Here is a 23,892-nt window from a genome sequence, read left to right on the forward strand (position 1 = left end):
CGAGTGTGGCCCGCGAAAAGAGCTAAGTGACAACAGTTTGTAGTTTTCATCATGCCCCTCACGCGACGAACGCTCCTGCTCGGGAGTCTCGTTGCCTTGGCCGGTTGTCTCTCAGAGAGCGACGAAACTCAACAGCCGACAGAGCAAACCACGATACAGACGACGAGCCAAACGACTGCGACAACGCCCGCAACAACGACGACGGAATCGACACCAACAGAGACGAGCAAGCCAACCACTACCAAGCCCGATGAAACACGAGCGTTTGGCGACTCATATGCGTTTTCTGGACTCGAAATTACAGTTGGCACGCCAGCTATCTCGACGACCTTTGACCATGACGGAGAAACGTACACGATGCCCGACGGGGACGCATTGCTGTTCGCTCCGTTGACCTTCTCCAACACCGCAGACGAACTCCGTCCGATTGCTGGCCCAGTGTTCACGGTGTTCGATGGCGAGGCGAGCAGCCGTGAAACCCACAGCGTTAGACACCCCGTGTTCGACCCCTCAATTCGAATCCGCGAGATGGACGACGTGCCAACCACGGGTCGCTGGAACGCAGAAGGAAGCGTGGTTGAGCCAGACGAGCAACTGTCAGGAACCGCGGTTTTTGAGGTGTCAGAGCGTATCGACGCAACGGATGTCAGTATCGTATTCGACTCTCAATTCAGGGAAACGATCGTTGCGTGGTCCGGCTGAGTTGAATCCGAGTCACACACCGAGATAGCTGACCGCTAGCCGCCACTGCTAAAAGGGTTCAGTCGGTCACTTGGATACAATGGTACTGAAGCGACTGGGCCACCGCCTGCTCTCGCTCGTCGTGGCCGTCTGGCCCGGCGAGACGGCGTACGACGCCGTGCTCGTGGTGATTCCAGTCGGGCTCGTCGTAGGTGTCGTTGCAGGCTGGTGGTTCGCGGTGCCGATGTACCTCGCCGTGTTGCTCGGCGCACTGCCGGTGCTCGCGGCGATGGGCTACGTCTTGTTTTATAATCCGCCCGACCCGGCTACCGGGCCGTCGCGTCAACGTCAGAATTGAGCGATTGTTTGACCTGCAGCGCCGCCTGTGCGGCGAGGCTGCGAGCGACTTCTTCGCGGTCTTCGGCGCTGATGATGCCGCCTTCGCGCTCGAAGTCGTCGTCGTCCGGCGAGATGCCGGCGCTTACGGGCGAGCCAATCGGCGGGTGGACTGCCACGAGGGCGTGGGGCGTACCGTCGAGTCCGGCGGTGAGCTCCGTGCCGATGACGTACTCGTCGGGCAGAAACGCCCGCGTTCGCGTCGCAACACCGACGACGCCCCGCCGGAGTTCTCGGCGCTGGTCGGGCGTCAGCACGGCCTGTGCTGCCCGGTCGGTGCTGTCGTCGCCCGCATACGGGGTGTTTCCATACATAAAATTGCTATCGTTCGTAGCAACTACTGAGGTAAAAACCCTCCGACGGCGTGCGAGTGGTTCGCACGGTTGTGTCGGCTATCAGATGATTGGCTCGCTCTCGCCGTAGGCGGCCACCACGAGCGCGGTGACGTACTCGGTCGAATCGGCCGGTGCGGACGCGAGTTGCACGTTCGTCTCGCCAAACTCCCAGTTGCGGATGGCTTTGCCCGCTTCCAGCCCTTCTTCGACCCGGGTGCGCACGTCCGCTGGGTCGTGTCCCGACGCTTCGTAGAAGATGCCTTTCCCCGAAGGCGTCTGTGCCCATGCGAGTGCCGCGACGGCGGTGTCACCAGAAGCAGGTGCGACGGTTGCCTTGCCTTCGACCACTGTCAGGCGATTTCCGACGGGCCCGAGGTCGGGTGCCGTGCCGACGGCTTCGACGGCCACGTCGTCTGGAATCACCGACGAGACGGTGACGAGGTTGTAGTTGTGGATGTTGGCCTCTCTGAGCGCGGCGTCGAACGAGGCCATGGGGGTGGGTGCGCTCGCCGTCCCCCAGACGACGCGGATGTGACTCATAGGTGTGGAAAACAGCGAAACAACGTAAGCGGTTACGATTCTCCCTCAGTAGAACGCAACCGGCTGGCCGACCGTCTCCTCTTCGGACGTGAGTTTCTCGAGGGCGGCATCGAAATCTGCCATCTCGACTTCCGTCCGCTCGTCACGTAGTGCGAACATCCCGGCTTCAGTGGTCAGACTTTCGAGTTCTGCGCCGCTGAATCCCTCCGTTTCAGCTGCGAGCGTCTCGAAGTCAATCTCCTCTGCCAGATTCATCCCGCGGGTGTGAATCTGGAGAATCTGGTGGCGACCCTCCTCTTCCGGTGCGGGAACCTCGATGAGGCGGTCGAACCGACCCGGCCGAAGGATGGCGGTGTCGAGCATGTCGTAGCGGTTAGTCGCCGCGATGATGCGGATGTCGCCACGGTCGTCGAAACCGTCCATCTCGGAGAGCAACTGCATCATGGTGCGCTGGACTTCGGCGTCACCCGACGTTTTCGAGTCCGTCCGCTTGCTCGCAACGGCGTCGATTTCGTCGATGAAGATGACCGCGGGTTCTTTCTCTGCGGCGAGTTTGAACAGGTCGCGGACGAGCCGTGAGCCTTCGCCGATGAACTTCTGGACGAGTTCCGAACCGGCCATCTTGATGAAGGTGGCGTCGGTCTGGTTGGCGACGGCTTTCGCGAGCATCGTCTTCCCCGTGCCCGGTGGGCCGTATAGGAGGACGCCACCCGGTGGCGTAATCCCGACTTCTTCGAACTGCTCTGGGTTCACGAGCGGCAGTTCGACGGTTTCGCGCACTTCGCGGACTTGGTCGTCAATGCCGCCGATGTCCTCGTAGGACACCTGCGGGTTGGCGGTGACTTCCATCGCCTGTGCGCGGGCGTCGGTTTCCTGTTCGAGGCGCGTCTGAATTCCAAACGAATCGTTGATAGCGACACGGTCGCCGGCTTCGAGGCGCTCTTTGAGCTGCTCCGAAACCTCGACGAACACTTCCTGATTGTTGCCGTGTTGCTTGATGACGACACCGTCCTCGGTGATGTCTTCGATGGTAGCGAGGTACAGCGATGCCGTCTTCAGCGCCTCGTTTTCGCGTTCGAGTCGCGAAATATCATCGCGCAACGTCTGGCCGTGTGCTTTGGTTTTCTCTATCTGTTCTCCGAGTTCGCGGTTCACTTGCAGTATTTCGGTGAAGTGGTCTTCGAGAACCGCGAGACGCTCGTCTTCAGACAGGTCGCTATCCAAATCCAACCGCGGCCTGTCAGGGAGAGAGGGACTACGTGACATCAGACAACGCCGACTAAGAACTCACCGTTAGAAGTGCTTTTGGGTCGCGGTTGATTTCGGCAACACTTGCTTGGAAACGTGAAAATCGACCGCCTGCACTCGAAAAATGGCGGTGATTACTGCAGGCTGGCGAACTCGTCGAGATAGTCGCCGTACACCGAGAGCGCGGCTTCGACTGGCTCTGGCGAGGCCATATCGACGCCCGCCCCACGCAGGAGTTCGAGCGGATAGGCCGCAGAGCCTCCGCGCAGGAAGTCGATATAGTCGGTTGCGGCGTCGTCGCCGCCGTCTAAAATCCCTTCTGCGAGCGCGACCGCCGCGCTGATACCCGTCGAATACTGGTAGACGTAGAAGGCGCGGTAGAAGTGCGGGATGCGCATCCACTCACGCGCGATGTGGTCGTCTACGACCGCTGGCTCGTAGAACTCCTTTTTCAGGTCGCGGTAGAGTCCGTCTAAGCGGTCTGGCGTGAGCGGTTCGCCGTCTTCGACCAACTTGTGCGTCTGGTGTTCGAAGTCAGCGAACATCGTCTGACGATAGAGCGTCGAGCGGAACCGTTCTAGGTACTCGTTTAAGATGTGTCGACGCAGGTTCTCGTCTTCGACCGTGTCGAGCAGATGGTGGGTCAACAATGTCTCGTTGACCGTACTCGCCACCTCGGCGACGAAGATTTCGTAGCCGCTGTAGACGTACGGCTGGGAGTCGCTCGTGTACTCAGAGTGCAGCGAGTGGCCGAGTTCGTGGGCGAGCGTGAACATCGAGGAGATGTCGTCTTGGTAGTTCATCAGGATGAACGGCTGGGAGTCGTAGGTGCCCCCAGAGTACGCACCCGACTGCTTACCCTTGTTCTCGTAGACGTCAACCCAGCGCGAATCGAGGCCCTTCGTGAGCCGCGACTGGTAGTCCGAACCGAGTGGCGCGACCGCGTCGATGATGTACTCACAGGCTTGGTCGTACGGAATCTCAGGAGTCTCTGAGTCCACCATCGGCATGTAGATGTCCCACATCTGGAGTTCGTCGACGCCGAGGCTGTCGCGCTTGAGTTCCGCGTGCTGGTGAAGCAAGTCGAGGTTGTCGCGCACCACCGACAGCAGGTTGTCGTACACCGAGACGGGGATGTTCGAGGAGTCGAGAGCCGCTTCGCGCGCGGAGTCGTAGTTGTGCGCTCTGGCGAGTTTCACGTCGGCTTTCACGCTGTTTTTGTACGACGAGCCAACCGCGTTGCGGATGGTCTCCCACTCGCCGTAGAACGTCTCGTACACCTTGCGGCGAAGTTCGCGGTCTTGTTCCTGCTGGAGCTTGGTGAAGTTGCTCTGAGTAATCGAAATCTCGTCGCCGTCGTGTTCGACAGCGGGGAACGTGAGGTCTGCGTTGGTGAGCATGTTGTAAATCTCACCGGACGCACCGGTCACCTCGCCGAGTTCTGCGAGCAGGTTTTCGACCTCAGCAGAGCGGGTGTGGGGCTTCATCCGCAGCACTTCGTCGAAGTAGTGGTCGTACTCCGCGAGCGCTTGTTCCGCTTCCATGAACGCCTCTAGTTGCTCGGTAGAGGACTGTTGAAGCTCTGGCTCGATGTAGCTCGCTGCACTGGAGGCTTGTGAGATGAGCGTCTGTGCCTTGCCAAGCAGGGCTTGAGCGTCCTGGTCGCGGGTGTCTTCGTCGCGGCGCATGCGGGCGAACGACGCCACGTTCGACACCGTCCGCATCACGTCTTCGCGGAGCCGGAGAATCGCAAGAAGCGTCTCCGCGTCGTCGGTGACGTGCCCTTCGTACTCCTCTAAGTCAGAGATTTGGGCGGCGGCCGATTCGTAGCGCTCCTCCCACGTTTCGACGGAGGCAAAGAGGCTGTCGAGGTCCCACTTGTGCTCAGCAGAGATTTCACTTCGTTCGGGAACCGAACTCATGGCTCACTCTTATACAGAGAGGGAAGTAAGCCTTCGGTCAGTTTTCGCCCGACACGCCCGCCCGAAGCTGGTCTGCAACGCGGGTTGCCGCCCGGTGATACTCGGCGTCTGCGGTGAACACACGACGGGCGCTTTTCGCCGCTTGCTCGTCCACCACGAAGTCGAGCATCGGGTACTCGACATGGCGCAACACGAGCGGTTCTGGAGCCGCCGGGCCGATGCCGTCCCCACCCGACAGCACCTCATCGGAGAGCGCCCGGTCGATGAAAGAGCGAGGGCGCTGGCCCGTCGAAACCTCTTCGACCACGGTCACGAACCGCCGGACGAACTGGCGTGGAAAACCATCCGACGAGATTTCGAGCACGAGAAAGTCACCGGCGCGTTCGACGGTTGCCTCGACGACGCGTTCAGTGTTGCGCGAGTCGGGCGTGAAGTTGTGATAGTCGTGTGCGCCCGTGAGTGTAGCGAGAAGCGCGGAAACGTGGTCACAAGACCGGTCGGGCGCGTAGAGATGGTAGGTGTAGTGACGCCGCGTCGCGTCGTGGGTCGCGTGAAAGTTCTCCGGAACCTCCGCCATCGCCCACGCACGAATCGACGCGGGCAACTCGCCGTTGAACGCCCGTGGTGTGAGCCAATCTGGACACTCGAAGGCAACGGTTTGTCCGAGCGCAGAGACGCCTGCGTCCGTCCGACCCGAGCCTGCGTAGTACGGTGGAACACGGGCGTCTTCCGGCATCGCACCGAGTTTTTTGAGATTCCGAAAAATGGTATCTTCGACGGTCTGTCCGTGTGGCTGGCGCTGGAAGCCGCGGTACTGCTTCCCGTCGTAGGCGACCCGAAACGCGCGCATGGCTCAGCGTTGGGAGAGCGAACTAAAAGCGTACTAGATTGTATCGGCTATTCGAAGTCAGCGACGCGCGGTTCGTCGTACTCCTCGGGGAAGCCTGCGACCGGAACCTGCACTTGGTCGCCCGATTTCATGTCCTTCAGCGTGACTTCGTCGTTTGCGAGGTCTTGCTCGCCGACGATGACGACGGTTGTTGCGTTGATGGAGTCTGCGTACCCCATCTGCGCGCCGAAGCTCCGGCTCGACACGTCAGATTCCACGACGTGGCCCTGCTCGCGGAGCGCGCGGGCGATGTTCGCGGCCTCTTTGCGCGTGTCACCGACTTGCAGGACGTAGTAGTCAGTTGAGAGTTCTTCTTCGGGCCAGACACCCGCGCGCTGGAGGAGCAGCGAGAGCGTTGCGTCACCGACGGCGAATCCGACGGCGGGGGTTGGCTGGCCACCGAAGCCTTCGATGAGGTCGTCGTAGCGCCCGCCGCCGAACACGGCGCGGCTTACTTCCCCAGTTGAGTCGAAGCACTCGAAGACGACGCCCGTGTAGTAGTCGAGCCCGCGGGCGGTTTCGAGCGAGAGGGTGCAGTACTCGCGCGCGCCAAAGTCGTCTGCGGCGGCGAGGACTTCTTGAAGGTTGGTGACCGCGTTCTCGACGCGCTCGGTTCCCGCGAACTCGATGAGATCGTCTAACTCGTCCGGGTCGCACTCAAGCAGGTCATCGAACTGCTCTGCCTGCTCAGCGGAGAGGCCCGCCGCGACGAGCAGGTTCATGTACTCGGCGTGGCTGATTTTGTCGCTCTTGTCCACCGTGCGGATGGCTTCCTCGGTGTCAACGTCTGCGTCGAACGATTCGAGGAGTCCTCCCAAAATGTCGCGGTGGGAGACGCGGAACTCGAAGTCATCGTTTTCGAGGCCGAGGTTGGTGAGCGCATCTGCGGCGGTAGCGATAATCTCAGCGTCCGCCTCCGGTTCTGCGGAGCCAAAGATGTCGATGTTGGTTTGGTAGAATTCGCGAAAGCGACCCTGTTGAACCTGCTCGTAGCGCCAGAAGGGGCGCGTCGAGAACCACTTGATTGGCTTCGAGAGTTCTTGTTGTTTGGCGACGACCATCCGCGCGACGGTCGGCGTCAGCTCCGGCGTGAGCGCAATGTCGCGCCCGCCCTTGTCCTCGAAGCTGTACAGTTCCTCGACAATTTCCTCGCCGGACTTGTCCACGTACATCTGCGTGCGTTCGAGCGCGGGCGTTCCGATTTCACGGAAGCCGTAGCCTTTGGCCGTGGCTTCGAGCGTGTCGAAGGTGGCGCGGTAGGCCTGCATCTCGTCGGGGTAGAAATCCCGAAAGCCCTTGATGCGGTCGTACATGCCCGCCCGTTGGGGCAGGGGTCGCTTGAAGCCTTTTGTTCTAGCGCCGCGCGACAACGCGCGTCTGGGTGTGGGCGGGGAACACCTGCGAGACGGTCTCGTCGTCGTACAGCTCGGCCATCAGCGCGCGCAAATCGACCTCGTAGTCGCCTTTCGGAATCTCCTCGCTCGGCCCGCTCTCGATTTCGAGCGTCTTTTCGACCATTTTATCGACCGCGTTGCGCCCGATGCCGGTCAGCGGGGCGAGGTAGTCGATGCCGTGGCGATCCTCTAAGCTCTGGGCTTGGGCGCGCGAGACGCTCGGGACGCGATCGTCGCGGCGCGTGCCGTCTGCGATGGCGTCAAATTCCATCGCCGCGACAGTCTCTAAGGTGTGGCGGTGAACCTGCTGGATGCCGTTTCGCGGAAAGCCGTCTTCGACCATCTGCTCAACCGCCGTCCGCGCAATCTCTCGGTCGAGCAGCACCTCCTCGAAGTCATAGCCGAGGGCGGTGGCGGTTTTTCTGGCGTGTTTCCACGCGCCGGTCACCTCGAAGTGCGCGCTCACGAGCGTCACGTCGAAAAATTCGTCTAAAAGCAACGCGGTGAGCGAGGAGTCTTTCCCACCGCTGAACAGTAAGCCGACCTCCATCAGCGACGACGGATGTTGAAGCTCTTGTCGTCGGGTTTCAGTTCACGCAGGAGGTTTTTCATCTGGTCTTCGTCGATGCGTCCGTCGAGACGGCCGCTCTGGGCGAGGGCGAGAATCTGTTGTTCGACTTGGTCTGCGAAGTCCGGTTTCGACATGCGCACAGAGTTGAGCCGCTTGCGCGCGCCGTCGGTCAGGTACTGGCGAAGCAGGGCGGTCTTCTGGGCTTCTGCCTGCTGTCGCTGGGCTTCCTGGGCGGCCTTGTTGGCTCCGCCCTGGCCCTGTTGGTCCTGTAGTTGCTGCATTTTCTTGCGTCGAAGCTCCTCAAGGTCATCTTCGTTCGGTGCGCCACTCATGGCTGTCACTTATAGATTGGTCGCCAAAACAATTACGGAGCGCTCAGAACGCAGAAAGCCTCAAGACCGCCGGCAGACGGACTTAGGCGTAGCGTTCGAGGTCGGGGCGGTCTAAGTCCGAAAGAACGTCGCCCGCGACGGAGTCGAGCAGGCTGCGGCCTTCGGCGGTGACGATGCGCCCGGCGCTGCCTTCGGTGCCGACGTAGCCCGCATCCTCTAGTTGCTGGAGGATGGTGCGGATGATTTTCTTGCTGCCCGAGCCTTTGTGGGCGGGAGCGACTTGGTAGCGGTTCGACCCCTTCTTGGTCTTCCCGTAGGCCGTCGAGAGACGGTCGACGCCGACGGGGCCGTCGGTGGCGACTTTGCGGAGCAGACTCGCGGCGCGAATGTGCCAGAAGTTGTCCTGTTCTGGCGGCAGTTCTCGGTCCGAGCCGGTCTTTGCGACGGCGGCCCATTCGGGCTCCTCGACTTCGTCTGCAAGACGTTCGGCGAGCGCCTCGATAAGCGCATCTGCCGGCACGTCATAGAGCGTTGGCATGGCTACGCCTTCCTTCGCACGAGGTTTAAATTCACTGTTTCACGTCCGGTTGGCGATGACTGCGGTTACCCCGCCGCCAAGCGCGGTTGGTAACCAGTAGGTGCCAAGCCGGTGGAGCACCACCGCCGCCCCTGCCGTCGCCGGGTCGATGCTCGTCACCGGAACGAGCAACCCAACCAAGACCGCCTCAACGCCGCCGAGGCCACCGGGCAGCGGCGTGATGCTCGCGACGCTCCCGAGCGGGATGACGAGCAACACCACCGGGAAGGGGACGGCGTGACCGAGCGAGAACAGTGCGAACCAGAGCGAGGTCGAGAGCGCGACCCACCCGAGCGCAGAGAAGCCAAGCGCACGCGCGAGCGACCACCGACTCGACGCGACGCGCTCGATGGAGCCAAAGAAACTGTCGATGCGCCGGATAACGCCTTCTCGCTCTGGCGGTTCGACGCGCGGGAGCACGCGCGCGATGAGGCGCGCGGTCGGAGTGAGTGCATTCACAATCCAGCTTTTCACCGTCTCACGGTTCTGCCAGAGGAGAAAGCCCGCGACGGGGACGGCAACCGCGAGCACGCCAACGGCGACGATAGCGACTTCGAGGCGGCCGCCGACGGTTGCCGTTGTCAGAAAATAGCCAACGGCGAACAGGCCGAGGCCAATCGAGGGCACAAAGTTGAGCGTATCGACGCTGGCGATGGCGGCAAGGCCAGTTTCGTACTCCGTCTTCGTCGTCCGCGAGATGAGGAGGGCGCTGAACGGTTCGCCACCGGCCTGCCCAAACGGCGTGATGTTGTTCGCGAAGATGGCCGCAGAATAGAGCAAGATGGCACGAGCCGCGCTCATCGGGCCGTTGAGCACGTTCACGACCGTCCAGAGCGCAAGCCCCCACGCCACAATCCAGACCGCCCCGGAGACGAGCACGCCGAGGAAAATCACCGGATTGGCCGTTGAGAGTGCTGCGACGATGGCGTCGATACCAACGAGCCAGAACACCACGGCGAGAACGACGAGCGCGCTCAGAAATCCGAGGATGATGGTGCGAACGTCGGCGTCGAGGCCCATTTGGTCAGACGAACGAGTGTGGGGCGCTTCAACCCTCCGACTACGGAATTTCGGGCAAACCGGACGCATTTTTGCCTCGGCACTGAAACCTCACAGTATGGACGAGCGGGCCGCCCTCAAACGCATCGCAGCAACCCTGCCAGCCGCGGGTGACGACGCCGCTGTCGTAGACGGGCAGGTCATCACCACCGACATGCTCCACGAGCGGACGGATTTTCCCGAGGGGACGACCCGCTACACCGCCGGATGGCGCGCCGTCGGCGCATCACTTTCTGATGTGGCCGGGATGGGCGCACAGGCGACGGTCGCGGTGTCTGCCTATGCCGCGCCGTCGTTCGACGAGGCGGAACTCGAAGCCTATCTCGAAGGCGCACGCGACGTGTGCGACGCCGTGGGCGCAGAGTACGTCGGCGGCGACTTAGATACGCACGCGGAGTTCACCGTCGCGACGACCGCGCTTGGCGAAACCGACACCCCGGTGTTGCGCTCGGGAGCGAATCCGGGCGACATCGTTGCAGTGACTGGCGGCCTTGGTCGGTCTGCGGCGGCGCTTCGCCTGTTCGAACAGGGCGAATTCGACCGCGCGAACGACCGCTTTCGGTTCACTCCACGCGTGGCCGCAGGCGTCGCACTCGCCCCGCACGCGAGCGCCATGATGGATATCAGCGACGGCGTCGCGCGGTCGCTCCACCAGCTTGCAGAAGCCAGCGACTGTGGCTTTGCGGTCGAAGAAGCCGCGATTCCCGTGGTTGATGCAGTAGAAGAGTTGGCAACCGACGCGACAGACCGCCGTGAGTTGAGCCTCTTTTTCGGCGAGGACTTCGAGTTGCTCGTGACGATTCCCGAGACCGAATGGGACGCGGCGGTCACCGCGTGTCCAGACGCGCTCACCAAAATCGGTGTGGTCACTGGTGGGGGGGTTGAGTTAGACGGAACCCCGCTCCCAGACCGCGGTTACACCCACGGCAGTTAGAGAAACTCGATTGGGACGGGCGTGAAACAGAGCAGTCCCAACACAAACGTCAACACGCCAATAGCGATGCGTTTGGTGTCGAGCGGGTCGTCGTGAACCGGGTGGGCGGGGCCTGCGTACGCAATCCCCATCGAGAACAGCCCCCAGAAGAACCAGATGCCCGCGGCGTTCGAGGAGGCGTGGAAGTAGTAGAGGTAGCCCGCAAGCCCGAACAGCACGGCGGGAACGAGCGCAGCGAGCGTCTCTTGGCGTTCACCAAGCATCGAGCGGACGAGGTGGCCCCCGTCAAGCTGTCCGACGGGGAGCAGGTTGAGGAACGTGACGAAGAAGCCAACCCACCCGCCCATCACGACGGGGTTCACAGACATCGCGGGGTCTGCGTATTCGAGTGGCCGCCCAACCGCCGTCGCAATCAGTTCGAGGATGAGGGGATTGTTGAAGCGAATCTGGACGGAGCCAGGGTCATTGAGGACGGCGGCGGGCGCGGTGACTGGGTCCATGTATAGGCCGATGATGGTCACGACGACGGCGGCGACGAGTCCGGCAAGCGGGCCCGCAACGCCGATATCGAACAGTGCCTTGCGGTCTGGCATCCGCCCGCGCATGCGGATGACCGCGCCCATCGTCCCGATGAGCGTCGGGAACGGGATGAAGTAGGGCAAACTCGCGTCCACGCCGTGATACCGGCTCATGGCGTAGTGGCCGAACTCGTGGACGCCGAGCACGCCAAGAATGGCGAGCGCGAACGGGAGCGCCTGCACGAGGTCGAGCGGGTTCTGCGTGATGTCGATGTAGTACCACGCCGTCCCGGCGTAGAGCGTCGAGAGAATCGTGAGCAGCGCCATGAGCACGTTCGTCCACGGGAATCCCCGAGAACCGCTCGTGTGTGGCTCTGCGACGAGGACGTGTTCGCCTGTCTGTTGGGTGAGCGTTACTTCGTAGCCGTGGTCTCTGAACAGCGGCCAGAGCTGTCGTTCGACGGAGTCTGCGGTGTCGAGGGGGACGCCGTAGTAGAAAAGGCGAGTGCCGTCGGTTCGCGTTTCATACACATGAAACGCGTTCGAAAACGCATCCACCGGAGGGCCATCGGCCGGTGGACTGGGGGTGTCCATTGGCACTCAGTAAGAGTGGAGTAGTGATAAATCCCGTGACGGGGACCACGGGAGGGTCTGGAACGACCTAGTGGTTTCCGTTGCGTGTGGTGGCACGCGGTGCCGGTCACGGTTGTGGCACGCAGTGACCGATTTGGAACGTCAGCGTGTGGTGGCACGCGGTGACTGTCTGTGTAAGGTGCAGTGTGACGCGTTATGCAGTAGCCTGTTGGACACGCCAGGTGGTGGCGCTCGTGTACGACCACTTCTCGATGGTGAGATCAGTGGCGGAGTCACAGAGCTTGACCATCAGCGCGCCGATTTCTTTTGGCGAGAGGCCAACGTCGTCGGCGATGAACTTCCCTTTGAAGAAGAATTCGCCCTTCTCCATCGCGCGTTGCTTTAGGTAGCTCTTGAGCCGGTCTTCTTTGCTGACAGTGGAGGGTTGCTCCGTTGTAGCGCTCATCTCTAACACCTCGACTACTCGTAGCCACTTCCAGAGCATATAAGCGGCAGAACCTTAGGATTGATTTGAGTCGTTTTAGCGAAGTCGAGGGGGTCAGACAACCTTTTACGAAGCCCTGAAAAGGCGTTTAATATTTTAAAACAGCAGGAGAATGCGTAACTCCCTATACAAAACCTTTCACGAAATACGCCCGAAGTTGGGTGTCAGACGGCCGAATACCCGGCAAAATATTCCTTGAAATGCTAGTTTGGCCGACTGCGCGCGCTCAGCTTACTGTCGTTCGTGGACCCAAAACTCCTCATCGACCGTCACTTCCTTTTTAAACAGCGGCACTTCGTCTTTGAGCCGGTTGATGCCGTCTTCGACCGTCTCGAACGCCTCCCCACGGTGGGCGGCGAGCACCACGACGAACACGATGTCCTCGCCATACTCGATGACGCCGGTTCGGTGGTGCATCACGACGGAGAGGACGCCCTCTCGCGCTTCGAGTTCGCGCGAAATCGTCTCCATGCGCTCCTCTGCGACGCCTTCGTACTTCTCGAACTGGAGATATTCGGTGGGTGCGTCGTCGGCCGACTCCTTTGCGCGGACGCGGCCGGTGAAGGTGGCAATTGCGCCCGACAACTCGGCCTTGTCTGAGGCTTTGACCTGTGCGACCAGCGATTCGAGCGTCTCGTAGGGTTCGAGTTCTCCGATGGCGTCGACGATGGCCCCAATGTCGGCCGAGGCTGCGTCTGCGACGCGATAGAGTACGTCGCCCGCGTGGGACACGTCGCCACAAACGACCTGTGGCAGGCGGACGCCGGGGTCGCCGTGGATGATGGCGTAGTCGTGGGTCGCCGCAAGGCGGTCGATGAGGTGGTCGAGGGAGTCGTCGCCAGCACCCGCCCACCCCGACTCAGCGAGGGTGTAGGCGGTCGTCACGCCGGTCGGTCGGTCGTCCATAGGGAGCGCATCGACGCAGGAAATCGTGGCCACGCGAGCGTCCGAGCCGAGGCGGGTAGCCAGTTGCTCGGCCAGCGCCGCCGCGTCGTCGCCGCAGACTGAGAAGACGTACATACCCCCGCAAACGCACGCGAGTCGCTTGTACGCTTCGCCGTCCAGTTGGCAACTCTTAAGGCTAACTCTGGGCAACCACGAACAGACATGAAGGTCGTCGTTTCTATCGGTGGGAGTGTGCTCGCACCATCGCTTGGGTCAGAGCGAGTGAAGGCACACGCCACCGTCGTCGAATCGCTCGCATCGGAGGGTATAGACCTCGGCATCGTCGTCGGTGGCGGCGGCGTTGCCAGAGAGTACATCAAGGCCGCGCGGAACCACGGCGCAAACGAGATTCAACTCGACCAGTTGGGCATCGACGTGACACGCCTCAACGCGCGACTGTTGCTCACCGCGCTCGGGGAGAAGGCTGCCCCAAGCCCTGCGCTCACCTACGAAGCCGCCGGTGAAGCCCTGCGCCGCGGCGATATCGCCGTGATGGGCGGGGTCACGCCCGGTCAGACGACCGACGCCGTGAGCGCCGCGCTCGCAGAATACGTGAACGCAGACCTGCTCGTTTACGCGACGAGCGTCAATGGCGTCTACTCGGCAGACCCACGCACGGACGAGGATGCGACGCGCTTTGACGAGATGAAAGCCGACGAACTCGTGGACGTCATTGCCAACATCGAGATGAACGCGGGTTCGAGCGCGCCGGTCGACCTGCTCGCGGCGAAACTCATCGAGCGCTCCTCGATGCGCGCCATCGTCCTCGATGGAACCGACCCAGAGCGCATCGGGACGGCCGTGCGAACGGGCGAACACGACGGCACGGATATCATCCCCGAAGGTGCGAAGGACGAACCGACGTTCTGGGTTCCATGAGCGACGCAGACGACCACCGCGTCTTCTGGGCCGACGAGGTAGCAGACCAAATCGAAGCACGCGACCCCGAAGACCCCATCATCATCAAGGGCGGCGTCTCGCCCTCCGGCATCCCGCACATCGGCCACCTGAACGAGATTCTGCGCGGCTACTTCGTCGCGCAAGTACTCAGAGAACGCGGCCACGAGGTGCGCCAAATCTTCACCTCCGACGACAAAGACCCGCTCCGCAAGATTCCCCGCCGCCTCGCAGACCTCGACTTCACCATCAAAGACCTCGGCGACCTCGAAAATCCCGGCGCGCTCGGGCGCAACCTCGGCAAGCCCCTGACTGCGGTTCCTGACCCGTTTGGCTGCTGTGGGTCGTTCGGTGAACACCAGACGAAACTCTTAGAAAAGAACGCCAAAGCCGTCGGCGTGCCCATCGAAGTCGTCTCGAACACTGAACTGTACGCAGACGGCAAGTTCGACGACGTGGTTGCCTTCCTGCTCGAAAATCAGCAGAAGGCCGCGGACGTGCTCTCCGAGTATCAGGATAAGGTTGACGCGGACTACATCCCGTTCAACCCGGTCTGTGAGAACTGTGGCAAACTCACCGAGACGGTGCTCTCGTTCGATTTAGAGGCGAGAACCGTCGAGTACGAGTGTACCGACCTGAAAGCCGGTGGCAACGTCATCGACGGCTGTGGCCACACGGGCACGGCGACCTTCCGCGAAGGCAAGCTACCGTGGCGCTTCGAGTGGCCCGCCCAGTGGCAGGTGCTGAAGGTTGACCACGAACCGTTCGGCAAAGACCACGCCGCAGGCTCGTGGCCCTCGGGTAAGGACATCGCAGAGAACGTCCTCGGCATCGACGCGCCCGTGCCGATGGTGTACGAGTGGTTCACCTACAACGGCGAGGCGCTCTCGTCGTCCGCAGGGAACGTCGTCACCGCCCACGAAATCCTCGAACTGCTCGAACCGGAAGTGTTCAAGTACTTCTTCTCACTCACGCCGAAGAAGGCCCGCGACTTCGACGTCTCGCGGTTGAATCAGTTGGTCGATGACTTCGACCGCTTCGAGGGCATCTACTTCGGCCGCATCGAAGACGAGGACCTGAAACCGCTCGCAGACCGCGTCTATCCGTTCCTCGTAGACGAAGTCAAGGCAGACCGCGTGCGCCTGCCCTACACCTTCGCGGCCGTCCTCGGGATGACCGACGACGTGGAGCTGCGCGAAGAGATGGCGCGAAACGAGGAGCACTTCACCGACGAGACGCCCGCGTGGGCAGTCGAAGACGCCCTCCAGCGCGTTGAGAAAGCGCGCAACTGGGCTGAGCGGCTGGACAACGAGTACAACTACCGCCTGCAGGTCGAATTGCCAGAAACGGACTTCGATGCGGCAACAAAAGCCGCGCTCTCCGACCTCGCGGAGTTCGTCGAAGCCGGACATGACGGTGAGGAGATTCAGGGCGAAATCTACGAGACGGCAAAGCGCCACGACGTTGGCGTTGGCGACTTCTTCAGCGCTGGCTACCGGCTGTTCTTCGACGCAGAACAGGGGCCGCGACTCGGCACGTTCCTCGGGGAACTCGACCGCGAATTCGTCGTCACGCGCCTCCGTCGAGAAGGGTAGGCTCAAACGACTGCCCCAAAACCCTCTTTGCGGTAAGGCACCTGATTCAGCGTAATGGTAAACACCCTCGTGTGGGTGCTCGCCGGTCTCGCCCTCTATTCGCTGGTTGCGATGGGCTTGCGAGCACGTGGACTGCTGCCCGACTCGGTTCGGGTGCAAGGTCCCATCACGACAATTCACACACAACGCGGCAAGGCATTTCTCGACTGGCTCGCGGGGCCAAAGCGGTTCTGGCGCGCGTGGGGCAATCTCGGCATCGGCATCGCGCTCGTCATCATGGTCGGGTCGTTCCTCGCCGTGCTCTTTTCTGCGTACACCACGCTCACCCAGCCAACGGCAAGCGCCATCACCGAGCCGCGAAACGTGCTCGTCATCCCGGGCGTCAACGACTTCCTCCCGCTCTCTGCGGCCCCCGAAATCGTCCTTGGCCTACTGATTGGCCTCGTCGTCCACGAGGGCGGCCACGGCCTGCTCTGTCGGGTCGAAGACATCGACATCGACTCGATGGGGCTTGCGCTGATTACGCTCCTCCCGGTCGGCGCGTTCGTCGAACCCGACGAAGAGAGTAGGCAGAAAGCAGACCGCGGCGGCCAGACGCGCATGTTCGCCGCCGGTGTGACGAACAACTTCGCCGTCGCGCTCATCGCCTTCGCGCTCCTCTTTGGCCCCGTCGTTGGCTCGATCGCCGTCGTGACGGGTGCGCCCGTGGGCAACGTCGCTGACGGCTCTGCGGCTGCGAACGCCGGCATCCAGTCTGGCGACGTGATTACCCAAATCAACGGCGTTGACGTGACGAGCGCGGGCGACCTCCCTACAGTCCTCGCAAACGAGAGTCGAACCGTAGAGGTCACCCTCAAGGACGGCGAGCAGAAAACCGTCGAGCGGTCGCTGATTATCACCGGCGCGGTCCCGCGAGTCGTCGACGGCATCGACCTCTCCGGAGAGGCACCGCCGACGATACAGGCGGTAAACGGGACGGAAGTCCACACGCGAAGCGAATTGCGCGACGCCCTCCAGAATCGGACGGTCGCGACCCTCCAGACCGACAAAGGGAGCGCCACCTTCGCCGCCGGGGCGCTCGTGCAAGTGAGCGCTGACGGCCCGCTCGCCGCGGCGGGTGCGCCCGCAGAGGAGACGATGGTCATCACCGCCGTGAACGGCACGCGGACGGTCGACCAAGAGGCCCTCCAAGCCGCGCTTGCGAACACGGAAGCCGACCAGCGCGTCACCATAGAGGGCGTGCTTGACGGCGAGACCGTGAGCTACGACGTGACGCTCGACGAGAATCCGCGAACCGGCGGCGGCTTACTCGGCGTGTTCACCCAACCCGGCATCTCGGGCGTGACCGTCGATGACTTCGGCGTCGACCCGTACCCCGCAGAGCAGTACCTCGCGGCGCTTGGCGGTGACGGCGAGGATGGCTTCGGCGCAGTGTCGTTCATCCAGCGCATCGGCGTCATCCTGTTCCTGCCGTTTGCGAGCGTCCTCTCGCCGGGGCTGAACTACAACTTCGCCGGATTCGTGGACATGGTCACGAACTTCTACGAAATCCGTGGCCCACTCGCGTTCATGGGCGGGAGCCTGTTCACCGTGGCAAACGTCCTGTTCTGGGGTGGCTGGGTGAACTTGCAGTTGGGCTTTTTCAACTGCATCCCCGCCTTCCCGCTCGACGGCGGCCACATCTTGCGGACCAGCACGGAGGCCATCGTCTCGCGGTTGCCGATTCGTGACGGCCGCGAAGTGACACGGGCGATTACGACTTCGATTACGCTCACGATGCTCGCGGGCCTCGTGCTCATGATTTTCGGGCCGCAACTGCTGGCCTGAAACTCATAACGCCCTTATCTCTGCCCACGAACACCCTGTCATGGAGCGACGCGAACCGCCACAGACCGACGAGGGTTGGTACGCACTGCACGACTTTCGGACGATAGACTGGGACGCTTGGCGCGAAGCGTCCGGCCGCGTCCGCGAGCGAGCCACCGAGGAGGGCATTGAGTTTCTCACCGCCCACGAGGCGTTAGCAGACACGTCTGAGGGAGCGTCTGCGGTGTTCTCAGTTCTCGGGCACAAAGCCGATTTGCTCATCTTACACCTGCGCCCGACGATGGCCCAACTAGACGTAGCAGAACGCCAGTTCGAACAGACCGCGTTTGCTGAATTTACCGAACAAACCTCCTCGTACGTCTCGGTCACTGAAGTTTCGGGCTACATGTCTCAGGAGTATTTCGAGGACGACGGCGAGGTTGACACGGGAATTGCGCGGTACATCGAATCGCGCATCAAACCCGACCTGCCCGACGCCGAGTTCGTCTCCTTCTACCCGATGAGCAAGCGTCGCGGCCCCGAGAACAACTGGTACGACTTGCCGTTCGACGAACGCGCAGAACACCTTTCGAGCCACGGCGACATCGGGAAACAGTACGCCGGAAAGGTAAAACAGGTCATCACCGGGTCGATTGGCATGGACGACTGGGAGTGGGGCGTCACGCTGTTTGCAGACGACATGACCGACATCAAGCAACTGCTCAACGAGATGCGGTTTGACCCCTCTACCTCCAAATTTGCGGAGTTCGGTCCGTTCTTCGTCGGGCGGCGCTTCCCGCCTGCGGACTTAGCAGCTTACCTCGCAGGCGAACACGTCCCGACCGGCACGGCCCCCGAAGTCGAACAAGAGAGCGCAGACAGCACCCACCGCGGGCCACCCGTCGCGGACGACGACGAGCCAACCCACGAAGAAGTGGATGCAGAACAGTTCGAACAAGCACTTCGGACCCACGGCATCTCGCTTGCCGAGTACGACGAAGCGGGCTACGGCCTCATCTTCCGGTCAACCGCCGACGCAGAAGACCTCGCCGCCGAGGTGAGCGGGCTGCGCAAAAACTTCGACCACTACGACACGCACGTCATGACCACGGTTCGCGCAGACGCAGGTCACGCGGGCGTCATCAGCCTCTGGAAGAATCAGCGCGCCGCGGAGACGGCCGCCGGCTTCCTCTCTGACTTAGATGGCGTCGAATCGGGGATGGGCGCACTGCTCGGTGACGAAACAGCGGACGAAGAAGATGCGGACACCGACGAGTCCGCCTCTCACGGCACCGAGGAGGACGATGACCTCCGCGCCGAATTGGAAGACCTCAACATCTACTCCGGACAGCCACACGGCGAAGACGTGTGGTCGATGGTGCTCTACTCCGAGGCCGACCCACAGGACGTGTACGACGAAGTGGACAGCATGCGCGAGCGGTTCGACCACTACGACACGCACGTCAAAACCGCCGTGTACACCGCCGAGGTGGCGGACAAGACGGCAATCGTCAGCATCTGGAAAACCCAGAGTGCGGCGAACACTGCGGGTGGGTTCCTCGCAGACCTGCCGGGCATCGTTGCCCGCGCAGGCGAGGAGTCCGGTTTCGGGACGATGGGTATGTTCTACACCGTGAAACCCGAGTACCGCGACGACTTCGTGGAGAAGTTCGAGGTCGTCGGCGGCCTGCTCGCGGACATGGACGGCCACTTAGAGACGGCGCTGCTCGCCAATCTGGATGACGAAAACGACATGTTCATCGCCAGCCAGTGGCGCGACCGCGACGCCGCGATGGCCTTCTTCCGGAGCGAGGCGTTCCGCGACACCGTCCAGTGGGGTCGCGACATCCTCGCAGACCGCCCACGCCACGTCTTCCTCGCGTAAGCGACAACCGACGATTTCTCGATTTTTCTGAAACCGGCGACATTTTTTAACGGGATTAAGTACTGCAGAAGTCAAACGCACAATTTCGAACATATTTGGCGGACAAACAACAGAGAGTGGTGCAGATTAGATGGTATTCACCTAGTTATCTAAAGAATATTAATGTGTATGTCCAGAACTATTAAACAGTGGTAGCTGCTTGTCACAGATAAGATGATACAGATTTACGTTGCTTCACTCGCGGCAACTGCGCTCCCGACTGTTCCACCAACTGCGACCGCCACGGAGGCCGCCTACTTGCTCAGAGAACCAGACGTGCCCGCGCTCGTCGTCATTGACGACACGGAAACGGTAGTGGGAGTGGTGACGGAGGCGGACATCGTCGCACTCGTCGCAGAGGAGAGCACGCACTTGCCCGTTTCCAGCTTCATGTCGAGTCCCGTCGTGACCGTGACGCCGGAGACGAGCGTCCACGTCGCGGCCGATACGATGCAAAAGACCGGCGTGAAACACCTGCCCGTGGTCGGAGACGGTGTCTACCGCGGCCTGCTCAGCGTCGAGGACATTGCGCCGTACGTCTCGCGCCACCGCCTCGATATCGAGTGGAAAGGTGAGACCTTTAGTGCACCTGAGGGGACGACGCTACAGCCCGCTGACTAAGGTTCGTTTTTCGCTGACGAGAGGCTCCTCCGACGGCCCGTTTCACGACTTGATCGCTCTGACCCGCAACCGCCGGTAGTCGGCCACCCAGTCTCCCTCTTCGAACAACACTGGTCGTAGTCGCGCAGTGACATCGTTGAGAACCGTTTGCTGGTCGTCTGCGGGAATCTCGTCAAGCATTGCGCCCGCGAACATCCGCAGCCAGTTTTCGAGGCCCGCCTCACCGTCATCGAGCGTCGTCGGTCGGTCGAAGAGGGTCGCATCTCGCACCTCGAAGCCCGCGCCTTCGAGCACGGTCGCGTACTCGCCAATGGAGGGGAAGTACCACGGGTTTGCGGGCGCAATATCGTACCCCGCGTCCGCAGCGGCGTCGATGAGGCCCGTCTCGATGGTTTCGATGTTGCCAGTTCCGCCGAGTTCGACCACCAATCGCCCGCCGGGTTTGAGGGCGGCCGCGAGCGTGTCTGCGACCGCAGCCGCCTCGGAAATCCAGTGAAGCGCGGCGTTCGAGAACACGGCGTCGAACGGGCGCTCGAACTCGATGTTGCGAGCGTCGCCTTGGATAAACGTGAGGTCAGAGTATTGCTCACGGGCCTGTGTGAGCATCTCGGCAGACTGGTCGAGGCCGACGACTTCAGCGCCGCTGTCCGCCAATTGCGCCGTCAGGTGGCCCGTCCCACAGCCCACGTCTAAGATGCGCTCGCCGGGTTCGGGGGCGAGCAGGTCGACGAGCGACGCGCCGTACTCGTGGACGAACGAGTGGTTCGAATCGTAGAGCGATGAGTCCCACGCAGAGTCATCTCGTGTCATTGATTGCCACGGCTACACGGCGGGGGACAAAGAAGGTGTGGCTGCGGGCAGGATTCAAGTCGGGCGTTCGGGATTCACGAGGTGATAGAGGACCTCAGACTCGACGAGATAGGGGTCGCCGTCCATCACGTCGTTGAACTCGGTGAGGAACGCGGCCATCTCGTCTGAAAGTTCGTCGGGGTTCTCGGTGACTTGCTTGAACACGTCGTACACCGTCGCGCGGTCTTCGGCTTCGATGTAGTAGGTAACGAAATCGCCGTCCTCGTCGGTTCTGAGGAAGGCGGATTCGGTGTGGACCCCCTCCGCATCGAGAATGGCGAGCACGGCGTCTGCGTACTCGGGGTTATCGAACTGCGAGAGCAACGCCTTCGCGCGCTCGGTTTGTCCGGGTGCAATGCGCTGGTTGACGAGCAGAGCAGCTCCCATATGTGAATCGACTCAGGAGTGTGCGATAAATCTTGGGTAGCCAACAGGTTTGCGCGCCTGACTCGCGGTTCATCTCGAACGTCAGACAGGTCACAGTCAATGTATTTCGACTCGCAATGAAGGGGTTCTGTCGGCCCGCAGTGTCGTTCTACATAACCAAACAAGTAAACCGTAGTGAAAGTGAACGAAAATCTGCGTCAGACGTCTTTCTCCCTGCTGTTTTCGAGTTGCAGTGAAGGGGTTCGGATTATGCGCCAGCGTTCTTAAGTTTCAGGCCTGCGGCGTCGATGTCTTCGCCGTCGACCGACGACCGAAGGCTGTCCATGCCGTCGTTTCTGTCGATTTTGAAGTTTGTTTCGTACAGCTCTGCGACGCGGGCTTGTTCCTCGACTGTGAGCGGTGGCGTCTCCGAGGCGGCGGCCCACTCGGTGATGTCGTCGGTCGAGTGGAACGTCGGCGTGACGGAGGCGACCTCGTCGTGGCTGAGGAGCCACTGGATGGCCGCCTGTGCCATGGTTCGTGCGCCGTCTTGTTCGAGGAAGCGCACCGTTTCGAGTTTCTCCCAGCCCGTCTCGTACCATTCGTCGGGGCGGAAGCCACGGTGGTCGCCGGCTTCGAGTTCCGTTTCGGGGCGAACCTGCTCGTTCAAGAGACCAGAGGAGTGGGGCACCCGCGCGATGACGGAGGTGTCCGCATTCTCCCGGCGGATGGTGTCGATGAAGTGCTGGCCAGGAACCTGCTCGAACATGTTGAACACGGTCTGGACGGCGTCGAAGTCGAGTTCGACGGCGCGGTCGCCCTCTGCGAGCCAGCCAATCGAGGGGCCAAGCGCCCAGCCGAGGGCGTCCACGCGGCCTTCGTCGCGCAGGTCGGAGAGCACGTCCATGACCTCGGGGGTGACTTCCGCGACGTTCGCGTTGTGCAGTTGGAGGAAGTCGATGTGCTCGACGCCGAGTCGGTCGATACTTTTCTCGACGCACTGGCGCATCCAGTCTGGGTCTAAGTTCTTCGGAATCTCTCCGTGGCCCGCCTGTGCGTGATTGTAGAAGTCGTAGCCGATTTTCGTCCCGATGGTGACCTCGTCGCGGTGTTCTGCGAGGGCTTTCCCGATGAGTTCCTCAGAGCGCCCGTGGCCGTACACGTCGCCCGTGTCGAAAAACGTAATCCCCTCAGAGAGGGCGTGTTGAACCATCTCTACGGACTCGTCTTCGGTTTTGTCGCCCCACCAGTCGGTGCCGACGACCCACGCGCCGAACCCGACTTCGCTTACCTCGACGCCAGAATCGCCGAGTGTTCGAGAGTGCATGTGCGCGGGTAGGTGAGAGAGGCACTTATCCGTGTGGATTTTCCGCCGTACGGCCGGTACAGTTATTGTGCCGGGCGCTACCGGGAGTGCCGTAACGGAAACCCCTATCAGTCACCAGCGTGAACCGGTGGACATGACGAAGCGACACGTTCACCTGCCCGCTGGCGCCGAGGCAGGTATCCGCGCTTTCATCGACGAGGTCGACGACCGCCTCTCTTCTGACGATGAAAGCACCTGTGAGGTCGTCGAAGACGTCCTCATTGACCTCTATGGCGACCGAGAAGCGTACGAGCGATGGCAAAACGGCGAGGACATCTCGACCGCAGAGCGCGTCCGCCTGCAGGGGTACGACCCGTGTAACTCCTCGCTCGAAAGCGAATACTACGCCGAAAAAGACGAAGAGCAGTTCAAACGCTCGAAACACCTCCAGTGGCTCTGGCGGCAGTTCGACGCCACGCCGATGGCAGACAACATTGAGTTCGCCCTCCGTTTCCGCCAGATGCTCGCAAACCATCTGTTCGAGGACGCAGGCGACAACCTCCGCATCTTCAAGGGCGTCACGATGACCTACGGCCACAACATTTCTGTGGGCGACAACACCGTCATCCACGACGACGTCCACCTAGACGACCGCGGCAAGCTCACCATTGGCAAGCGCTGTTCGATTTCTGATGGCGTCCACGTCTACAGCCACGACCACGACATCAACGACCAAACCGCAGTCGAAAACTTCCACACCATCGTCGAAGACGACGTGCGCCTCACCTTCGACGCGATGGTGCGTGCAGGCGTCAAAGTCGGTGAGAACTCCGTCGTCGGCGCACGCTCGGTCGTCCAACACGACGTGCCCGCCCACCACGTCGTCGTCGGCCAACCCGCAAAGAGCGTCCGCGTGAAACCCGGCTGGGAGTCCGTTGCCCACCCGGTAGACGAGAAATACGAAAGCCACCGCGACGACCGCAAGATTCCGTACGACCTCCCCGAGAATCTGGACGTGTTCGACGAGTTCGGGCGCGACCGAACGCCGCCGAACTGACTTCTGCGACAGCAACCTACTCGTGTCCCCCTCGTTGGTGAGCCATGCGTCG

At 61.7% G+C, this 23,892-nt stretch carries 25 protein-coding genes; 9 read left to right on the forward strand and 16 right to left on the reverse strand.

What is annotated here, in order from left to right; all coding sequences use genetic code 11:
* The first annotated feature begins 51 nt into the window (after window positions 1-51).
* The gene (locus tag V5N12_RS00560; RefSeq protein WP_332897204.1) at window positions 52-702 is read left to right on the forward strand and encodes a hypothetical protein; all 651 of its coding nucleotides are present in this window, start codon (window positions 52-54) and stop codon (window positions 700-702) included.
* Window positions 703-781: 79 nt separating this feature from the next.
* A complete protein-coding gene (locus tag V5N12_RS00565) occupies window positions 782-1,039 on the forward strand; it encodes a hypothetical protein (RefSeq protein WP_332897205.1) in 258 nt (85 codons plus the stop codon).
* Here the strand turns inward: V5N12_RS00565 and V5N12_RS00570 are convergent.
* The 10 genes from V5N12_RS00570 to V5N12_RS00615 form a co-directional block, all read right to left on the reverse strand.
* The gene (locus V5N12_RS00570; RefSeq protein ID WP_332897206.1) at window positions 1,008-1,391 is read right to left on the reverse strand and encodes a DUF5811 family protein; all 384 of its coding nucleotides are present in this window, start codon (window positions 1,389-1,391) and stop codon (window positions 1,008-1,010) included. The genes V5N12_RS00565 and V5N12_RS00570 overlap by 32 nt on opposite strands.
* 81 nt (window positions 1,392-1,472) lie before the next feature.
* Window positions 1,473-1,952, reverse strand: coding sequence for a pyruvoyl-dependent arginine decarboxylase (locus V5N12_RS00575; RefSeq protein WP_332897207.1), 480 nt, complete (start codon window positions 1,950-1,952; stop codon window positions 1,473-1,475).
* A gap of 45 nt (window positions 1,953-1,997) precedes the next feature.
* Window positions 1,998-3,218 (reverse strand): proteasome-activating nucleotidase Pan2, encoded by a 1,221-nt coding sequence (gene pan2, locus V5N12_RS00580; RefSeq protein WP_332897208.1) that lies wholly within the window; start codon window positions 3,216-3,218, stop codon window positions 1,998-2,000.
* Between the two features lie 116 nt (window positions 3,219-3,334).
* A complete protein-coding gene (gene pepF, locus V5N12_RS00585; protein ID WP_332897209.1) occupies window positions 3,335-5,122 on the reverse strand; it encodes an oligoendopeptidase F in 1,788 nt (595 codons plus the stop codon).
* Window positions 5,123-5,159: 37 nt separating this feature from the next.
* Complete coding sequence (gene truA / locus V5N12_RS00590; protein WP_332897210.1) at window positions 5,160-5,972, reverse strand: tRNA pseudouridine(38-40) synthase TruA; 813 nt, start codon at window positions 5,970-5,972, stop codon at window positions 5,160-5,162.
* A gap of 47 nt (window positions 5,973-6,019) precedes the next feature.
* Window positions 6,020-7,324 (reverse strand): histidine--tRNA ligase, encoded by a 1,305-nt coding sequence (hisS, locus tag V5N12_RS00595; RefSeq protein WP_332897211.1) that lies wholly within the window; start codon window positions 7,322-7,324, stop codon window positions 6,020-6,022.
* A 40-nt stretch (window positions 7,325-7,364) separates the two neighbouring features.
* Window positions 7,365-7,955 carry a DUF7411 family protein gene (locus V5N12_RS00600; protein WP_332897212.1) on the reverse strand — a complete coding sequence of 197 codons (591 nt, stop codon included), beginning with the start codon at window positions 7,953-7,955 and terminating at the stop codon, window positions 7,365-7,367.
* Window positions 7,955-8,308 carry a DNA-binding protein gene (locus V5N12_RS00605; protein WP_332897213.1) on the reverse strand — a complete coding sequence of 118 codons (354 nt, stop codon included), beginning with the start codon at window positions 8,306-8,308 and terminating at the stop codon, window positions 7,955-7,957. Before V5N12_RS00605 ends, V5N12_RS00600 begins: the two co-directional genes overlap by 1 nt.
* A gap of 82 nt (window positions 8,309-8,390) precedes the next feature.
* The gene (locus V5N12_RS00610; RefSeq protein ID WP_332897214.1) at window positions 8,391-8,846 is read right to left on the reverse strand and encodes a 30S ribosomal protein S19e; all 456 of its coding nucleotides are present in this window, start codon (window positions 8,844-8,846) and stop codon (window positions 8,391-8,393) included.
* Between the two features lie 39 nt (window positions 8,847-8,885).
* Entirely contained in the window at window positions 8,886-9,905 is a 1,020-nt protein-coding gene (locus tag V5N12_RS00615) for a lysylphosphatidylglycerol synthase transmembrane domain-containing protein (protein ID WP_332897215.1), read from the reverse strand.
* Between the two features lie 97 nt (window positions 9,906-10,002).
* Here V5N12_RS00615 and thiL point away from each other — a divergent pair, with 97 nt between their 5' ends.
* Window positions 10,003-10,878, forward strand: coding sequence for a thiamine-phosphate kinase (gene thiL / locus V5N12_RS00620; protein WP_332897216.1), 876 nt, complete (start codon window positions 10,003-10,005; stop codon window positions 10,876-10,878).
* Here thiL and V5N12_RS00625 read toward each other — a convergent pair.
* The 3 genes from V5N12_RS00625 to V5N12_RS00635 form a co-directional block, all read right to left on the reverse strand.
* On the reverse strand, window positions 10,875-11,990 hold the full coding sequence (locus tag V5N12_RS00625; protein ID WP_332897217.1) for a site-2 protease family protein: 1,116 nt from the start codon (window positions 11,988-11,990) through the stop codon (window positions 10,875-10,877). The two genes, thiL and V5N12_RS00625, sit on opposite strands and share 4 nt — an antisense overlap.
* 193 nt (window positions 11,991-12,183) lie before the next feature.
* A complete protein-coding gene (locus V5N12_RS00630) occupies window positions 12,184-12,435 on the reverse strand; it encodes a DUF7123 family protein (protein WP_332897218.1) in 252 nt (83 codons plus the stop codon).
* Window positions 12,436-12,705: 270 nt separating this feature from the next.
* On the reverse strand, window positions 12,706-13,494 hold the full coding sequence (locus V5N12_RS00635; RefSeq protein ID WP_332897219.1) for a molybdopterin synthase: 789 nt from the start codon (window positions 13,492-13,494) through the stop codon (window positions 12,706-12,708).
* 87 nt (window positions 13,495-13,581) lie between these two features.
* Between V5N12_RS00635 and pyrH the strand changes: the two genes are divergently transcribed.
* The 5 genes from pyrH (at window position 13,582) to V5N12_RS00660 (ending at window position 20,262) form a co-directional block, all read left to right on the forward strand.
* A complete protein-coding gene (pyrH, locus tag V5N12_RS00640; RefSeq protein WP_332897220.1) occupies window positions 13,582-14,298 on the forward strand; it encodes a UMP kinase in 717 nt (238 codons plus the stop codon).
* Window positions 14,295-15,911 carry a lysine--tRNA ligase gene (lysS, locus tag V5N12_RS00645; protein WP_332897221.1) on the forward strand — a complete coding sequence of 539 codons (1,617 nt, stop codon included), beginning with the start codon at window positions 14,295-14,297 and terminating at the stop codon, window positions 15,909-15,911. Before pyrH ends, lysS begins: the two co-directional genes overlap by 4 nt.
* 54 nt (window positions 15,912-15,965) lie before the next feature.
* The gene (locus V5N12_RS00650) at window positions 15,966-17,738 is read left to right on the forward strand and encodes a site-2 protease family protein (RefSeq protein WP_332897222.1); all 1,773 of its coding nucleotides are present in this window, start codon (window positions 15,966-15,968) and stop codon (window positions 17,736-17,738) included.
* Between the two features lie 40 nt (window positions 17,739-17,778).
* Window positions 17,779-19,602, forward strand: a complete 1,824-nt coding sequence (locus tag V5N12_RS00655; protein WP_332897223.1) for a heme-binding protein — start codon at window positions 17,779-17,781, stop codon at window positions 19,600-19,602.
* A gap of 213 nt (window positions 19,603-19,815) precedes the next feature.
* A complete protein-coding gene (locus V5N12_RS00660) occupies window positions 19,816-20,262 on the forward strand; it encodes a CBS domain-containing protein (RefSeq protein WP_332897224.1) in 447 nt (148 codons plus the stop codon).
* Between the two features lie 42 nt (window positions 20,263-20,304).
* On the opposite strand, the gene V5N12_RS00665 is transcribed toward V5N12_RS00660, so the two are convergent.
* The 3 genes from V5N12_RS00665 to V5N12_RS00675 form a co-directional block, all read right to left on the reverse strand.
* Window positions 20,305-21,072: a methyltransferase domain-containing protein gene (locus V5N12_RS00665; RefSeq protein ID WP_332897225.1), complete on the reverse strand. Its 768-nt coding sequence runs from the start codon at window positions 21,070-21,072 to the stop codon at window positions 20,305-20,307.
* Window positions 21,073-21,126: 54 nt separating this feature from the next.
* Window positions 21,127-21,498, reverse strand: coding sequence for a DUF6176 family protein (locus tag V5N12_RS00670; RefSeq protein WP_332897226.1), 372 nt, complete (start codon window positions 21,496-21,498; stop codon window positions 21,127-21,129).
* A 247-nt stretch (window positions 21,499-21,745) separates the two neighbouring features.
* Entirely contained in the window at window positions 21,746-22,804 is a 1,059-nt protein-coding gene (locus V5N12_RS00675) for an aldo/keto reductase (RefSeq protein ID WP_332897227.1), read from the reverse strand.
* A gap of 133 nt (window positions 22,805-22,937) precedes the next feature.
* Here V5N12_RS00675 and V5N12_RS00680 point away from each other — a divergent pair, with 133 nt between their 5' ends.
* On the forward strand, window positions 22,938-23,840 hold the full coding sequence (locus V5N12_RS00680; protein WP_332897228.1) for an acyltransferase: 903 nt from the start codon (window positions 22,938-22,940) through the stop codon (window positions 23,838-23,840).
* Window positions 23,841-23,892: the final 52 nt, after the last annotated feature.

It is taken from the genome of Haladaptatus sp. CMSO5 (genome assembly GCF_036689885.1).
Lineage (GTDB): Archaea > Halobacteriota > Halobacteria > Halobacteriales > Halococcaceae > QDMS2.

What these genes read in the sequence shown, in the direction of transcription:
- V5N12_RS00560 (WP_332897204.1), top strand. Translation starts at nt 52, where the DNA reads ATGCCCCTCACGCGACGAACGCTCCTGCTCGGGAGTCTCGTTGCCTTG.
- V5N12_RS00565 (WP_332897205.1), top strand. Translation starts at nt 782, where the DNA reads ATGGTACTGAAGCGACTGGGCCACCGCCTGCTCTCGCTCGTCGTGGCC.
- V5N12_RS00570 (WP_332897206.1), bottom strand. Translation starts at nt 1,391, where the DNA reads ATGTATGGAAACACCCCGTATGCGGGCGACGACAGCACCGACCGGGCA.
- V5N12_RS00575 (WP_332897207.1), bottom strand. Translation starts at nt 1,952, where the DNA reads ATGAGTCACATCCGCGTCGTCTGGGGGACGGCGAGCGCACCCACCCCC.
- pan2 (WP_332897208.1), bottom strand. Translation starts at nt 3,218, where the DNA reads ATGTCACGTAGTCCCTCTCTCCCTGACAGGCCGCGGTTGGATTTGGAT.
- pepF (WP_332897209.1), bottom strand. Translation starts at nt 5,122, where the DNA reads ATGAGTTCGGTTCCCGAACGAAGTGAAATCTCTGCTGAGCACAAGTGG.
- truA (WP_332897210.1), bottom strand. Translation starts at nt 5,972, where the DNA reads ATGCGCGCGTTTCGGGTCGCCTACGACGGGAAGCAGTACCGCGGCTTC.
- hisS (WP_332897211.1), bottom strand. Translation starts at nt 7,324, where the DNA reads ATGTACGACCGCATCAAGGGCTTTCGGGATTTCTACCCCGACGAGATG.
- V5N12_RS00600 (WP_332897212.1), bottom strand. Translation starts at nt 7,955, where the DNA reads ATGGAGGTCGGCTTACTGTTCAGCGGTGGGAAAGACTCCTCGCTCACC.
- V5N12_RS00605 (WP_332897213.1), bottom strand. Translation starts at nt 8,308, where the DNA reads ATGAGTGGCGCACCGAACGAAGATGACCTTGAGGAGCTTCGACGCAAG.
- V5N12_RS00610 (WP_332897214.1), bottom strand. Translation starts at nt 8,846, where the DNA reads ATGCCAACGCTCTATGACGTGCCGGCAGATGCGCTTATCGAGGCGCTC.
- V5N12_RS00615 (WP_332897215.1), bottom strand. Translation starts at nt 9,905, where the DNA reads ATGGGCCTCGACGCCGACGTTCGCACCATCATCCTCGGATTTCTGAGC.
- thiL (WP_332897216.1), top strand. Translation starts at nt 10,003, where the DNA reads ATGGACGAGCGGGCCGCCCTCAAACGCATCGCAGCAACCCTGCCAGCC.
- V5N12_RS00625 (WP_332897217.1), bottom strand. Translation starts at nt 11,990, where the DNA reads ATGGACACCCCCAGTCCACCGGCCGATGGCCCTCCGGTGGATGCGTTT.
- V5N12_RS00630 (WP_332897218.1), bottom strand. Translation starts at nt 12,435, where the DNA reads ATGAGCGCTACAACGGAGCAACCCTCCACTGTCAGCAAAGAAGACCGG.
- V5N12_RS00635 (WP_332897219.1), bottom strand. Translation starts at nt 13,494, where the DNA reads ATGTACGTCTTCTCAGTCTGCGGCGACGACGCGGCGGCGCTGGCCGAG.
- pyrH (WP_332897220.1), top strand. Translation starts at nt 13,582, where the DNA reads ATGAAGGTCGTCGTTTCTATCGGTGGGAGTGTGCTCGCACCATCGCTT.
- lysS (WP_332897221.1), top strand. Translation starts at nt 14,295, where the DNA reads ATGAGCGACGCAGACGACCACCGCGTCTTCTGGGCCGACGAGGTAGCA.
- V5N12_RS00650 (WP_332897222.1), top strand. Translation starts at nt 15,966, where the DNA reads ATGGTAAACACCCTCGTGTGGGTGCTCGCCGGTCTCGCCCTCTATTCG.
- V5N12_RS00655 (WP_332897223.1), top strand. Translation starts at nt 17,779, where the DNA reads ATGGAGCGACGCGAACCGCCACAGACCGACGAGGGTTGGTACGCACTG.
- V5N12_RS00660 (WP_332897224.1), top strand. Translation starts at nt 19,816, where the DNA reads ATGATACAGATTTACGTTGCTTCACTCGCGGCAACTGCGCTCCCGACT.
- V5N12_RS00665 (WP_332897225.1), bottom strand. Translation starts at nt 21,072, where the DNA reads ATGACACGAGATGACTCTGCGTGGGACTCATCGCTCTACGATTCGAAC.
- V5N12_RS00670 (WP_332897226.1), bottom strand. Translation starts at nt 21,498, where the DNA reads ATGGGAGCTGCTCTGCTCGTCAACCAGCGCATTGCACCCGGACAAACC.
- V5N12_RS00675 (WP_332897227.1), bottom strand. Translation starts at nt 22,804, where the DNA reads ATGCACTCTCGAACACTCGGCGATTCTGGCGTCGAGGTAAGCGAAGTC.
- V5N12_RS00680 (WP_332897228.1), top strand. Translation starts at nt 22,938, where the DNA reads ATGACGAAGCGACACGTTCACCTGCCCGCTGGCGCCGAGGCAGGTATC.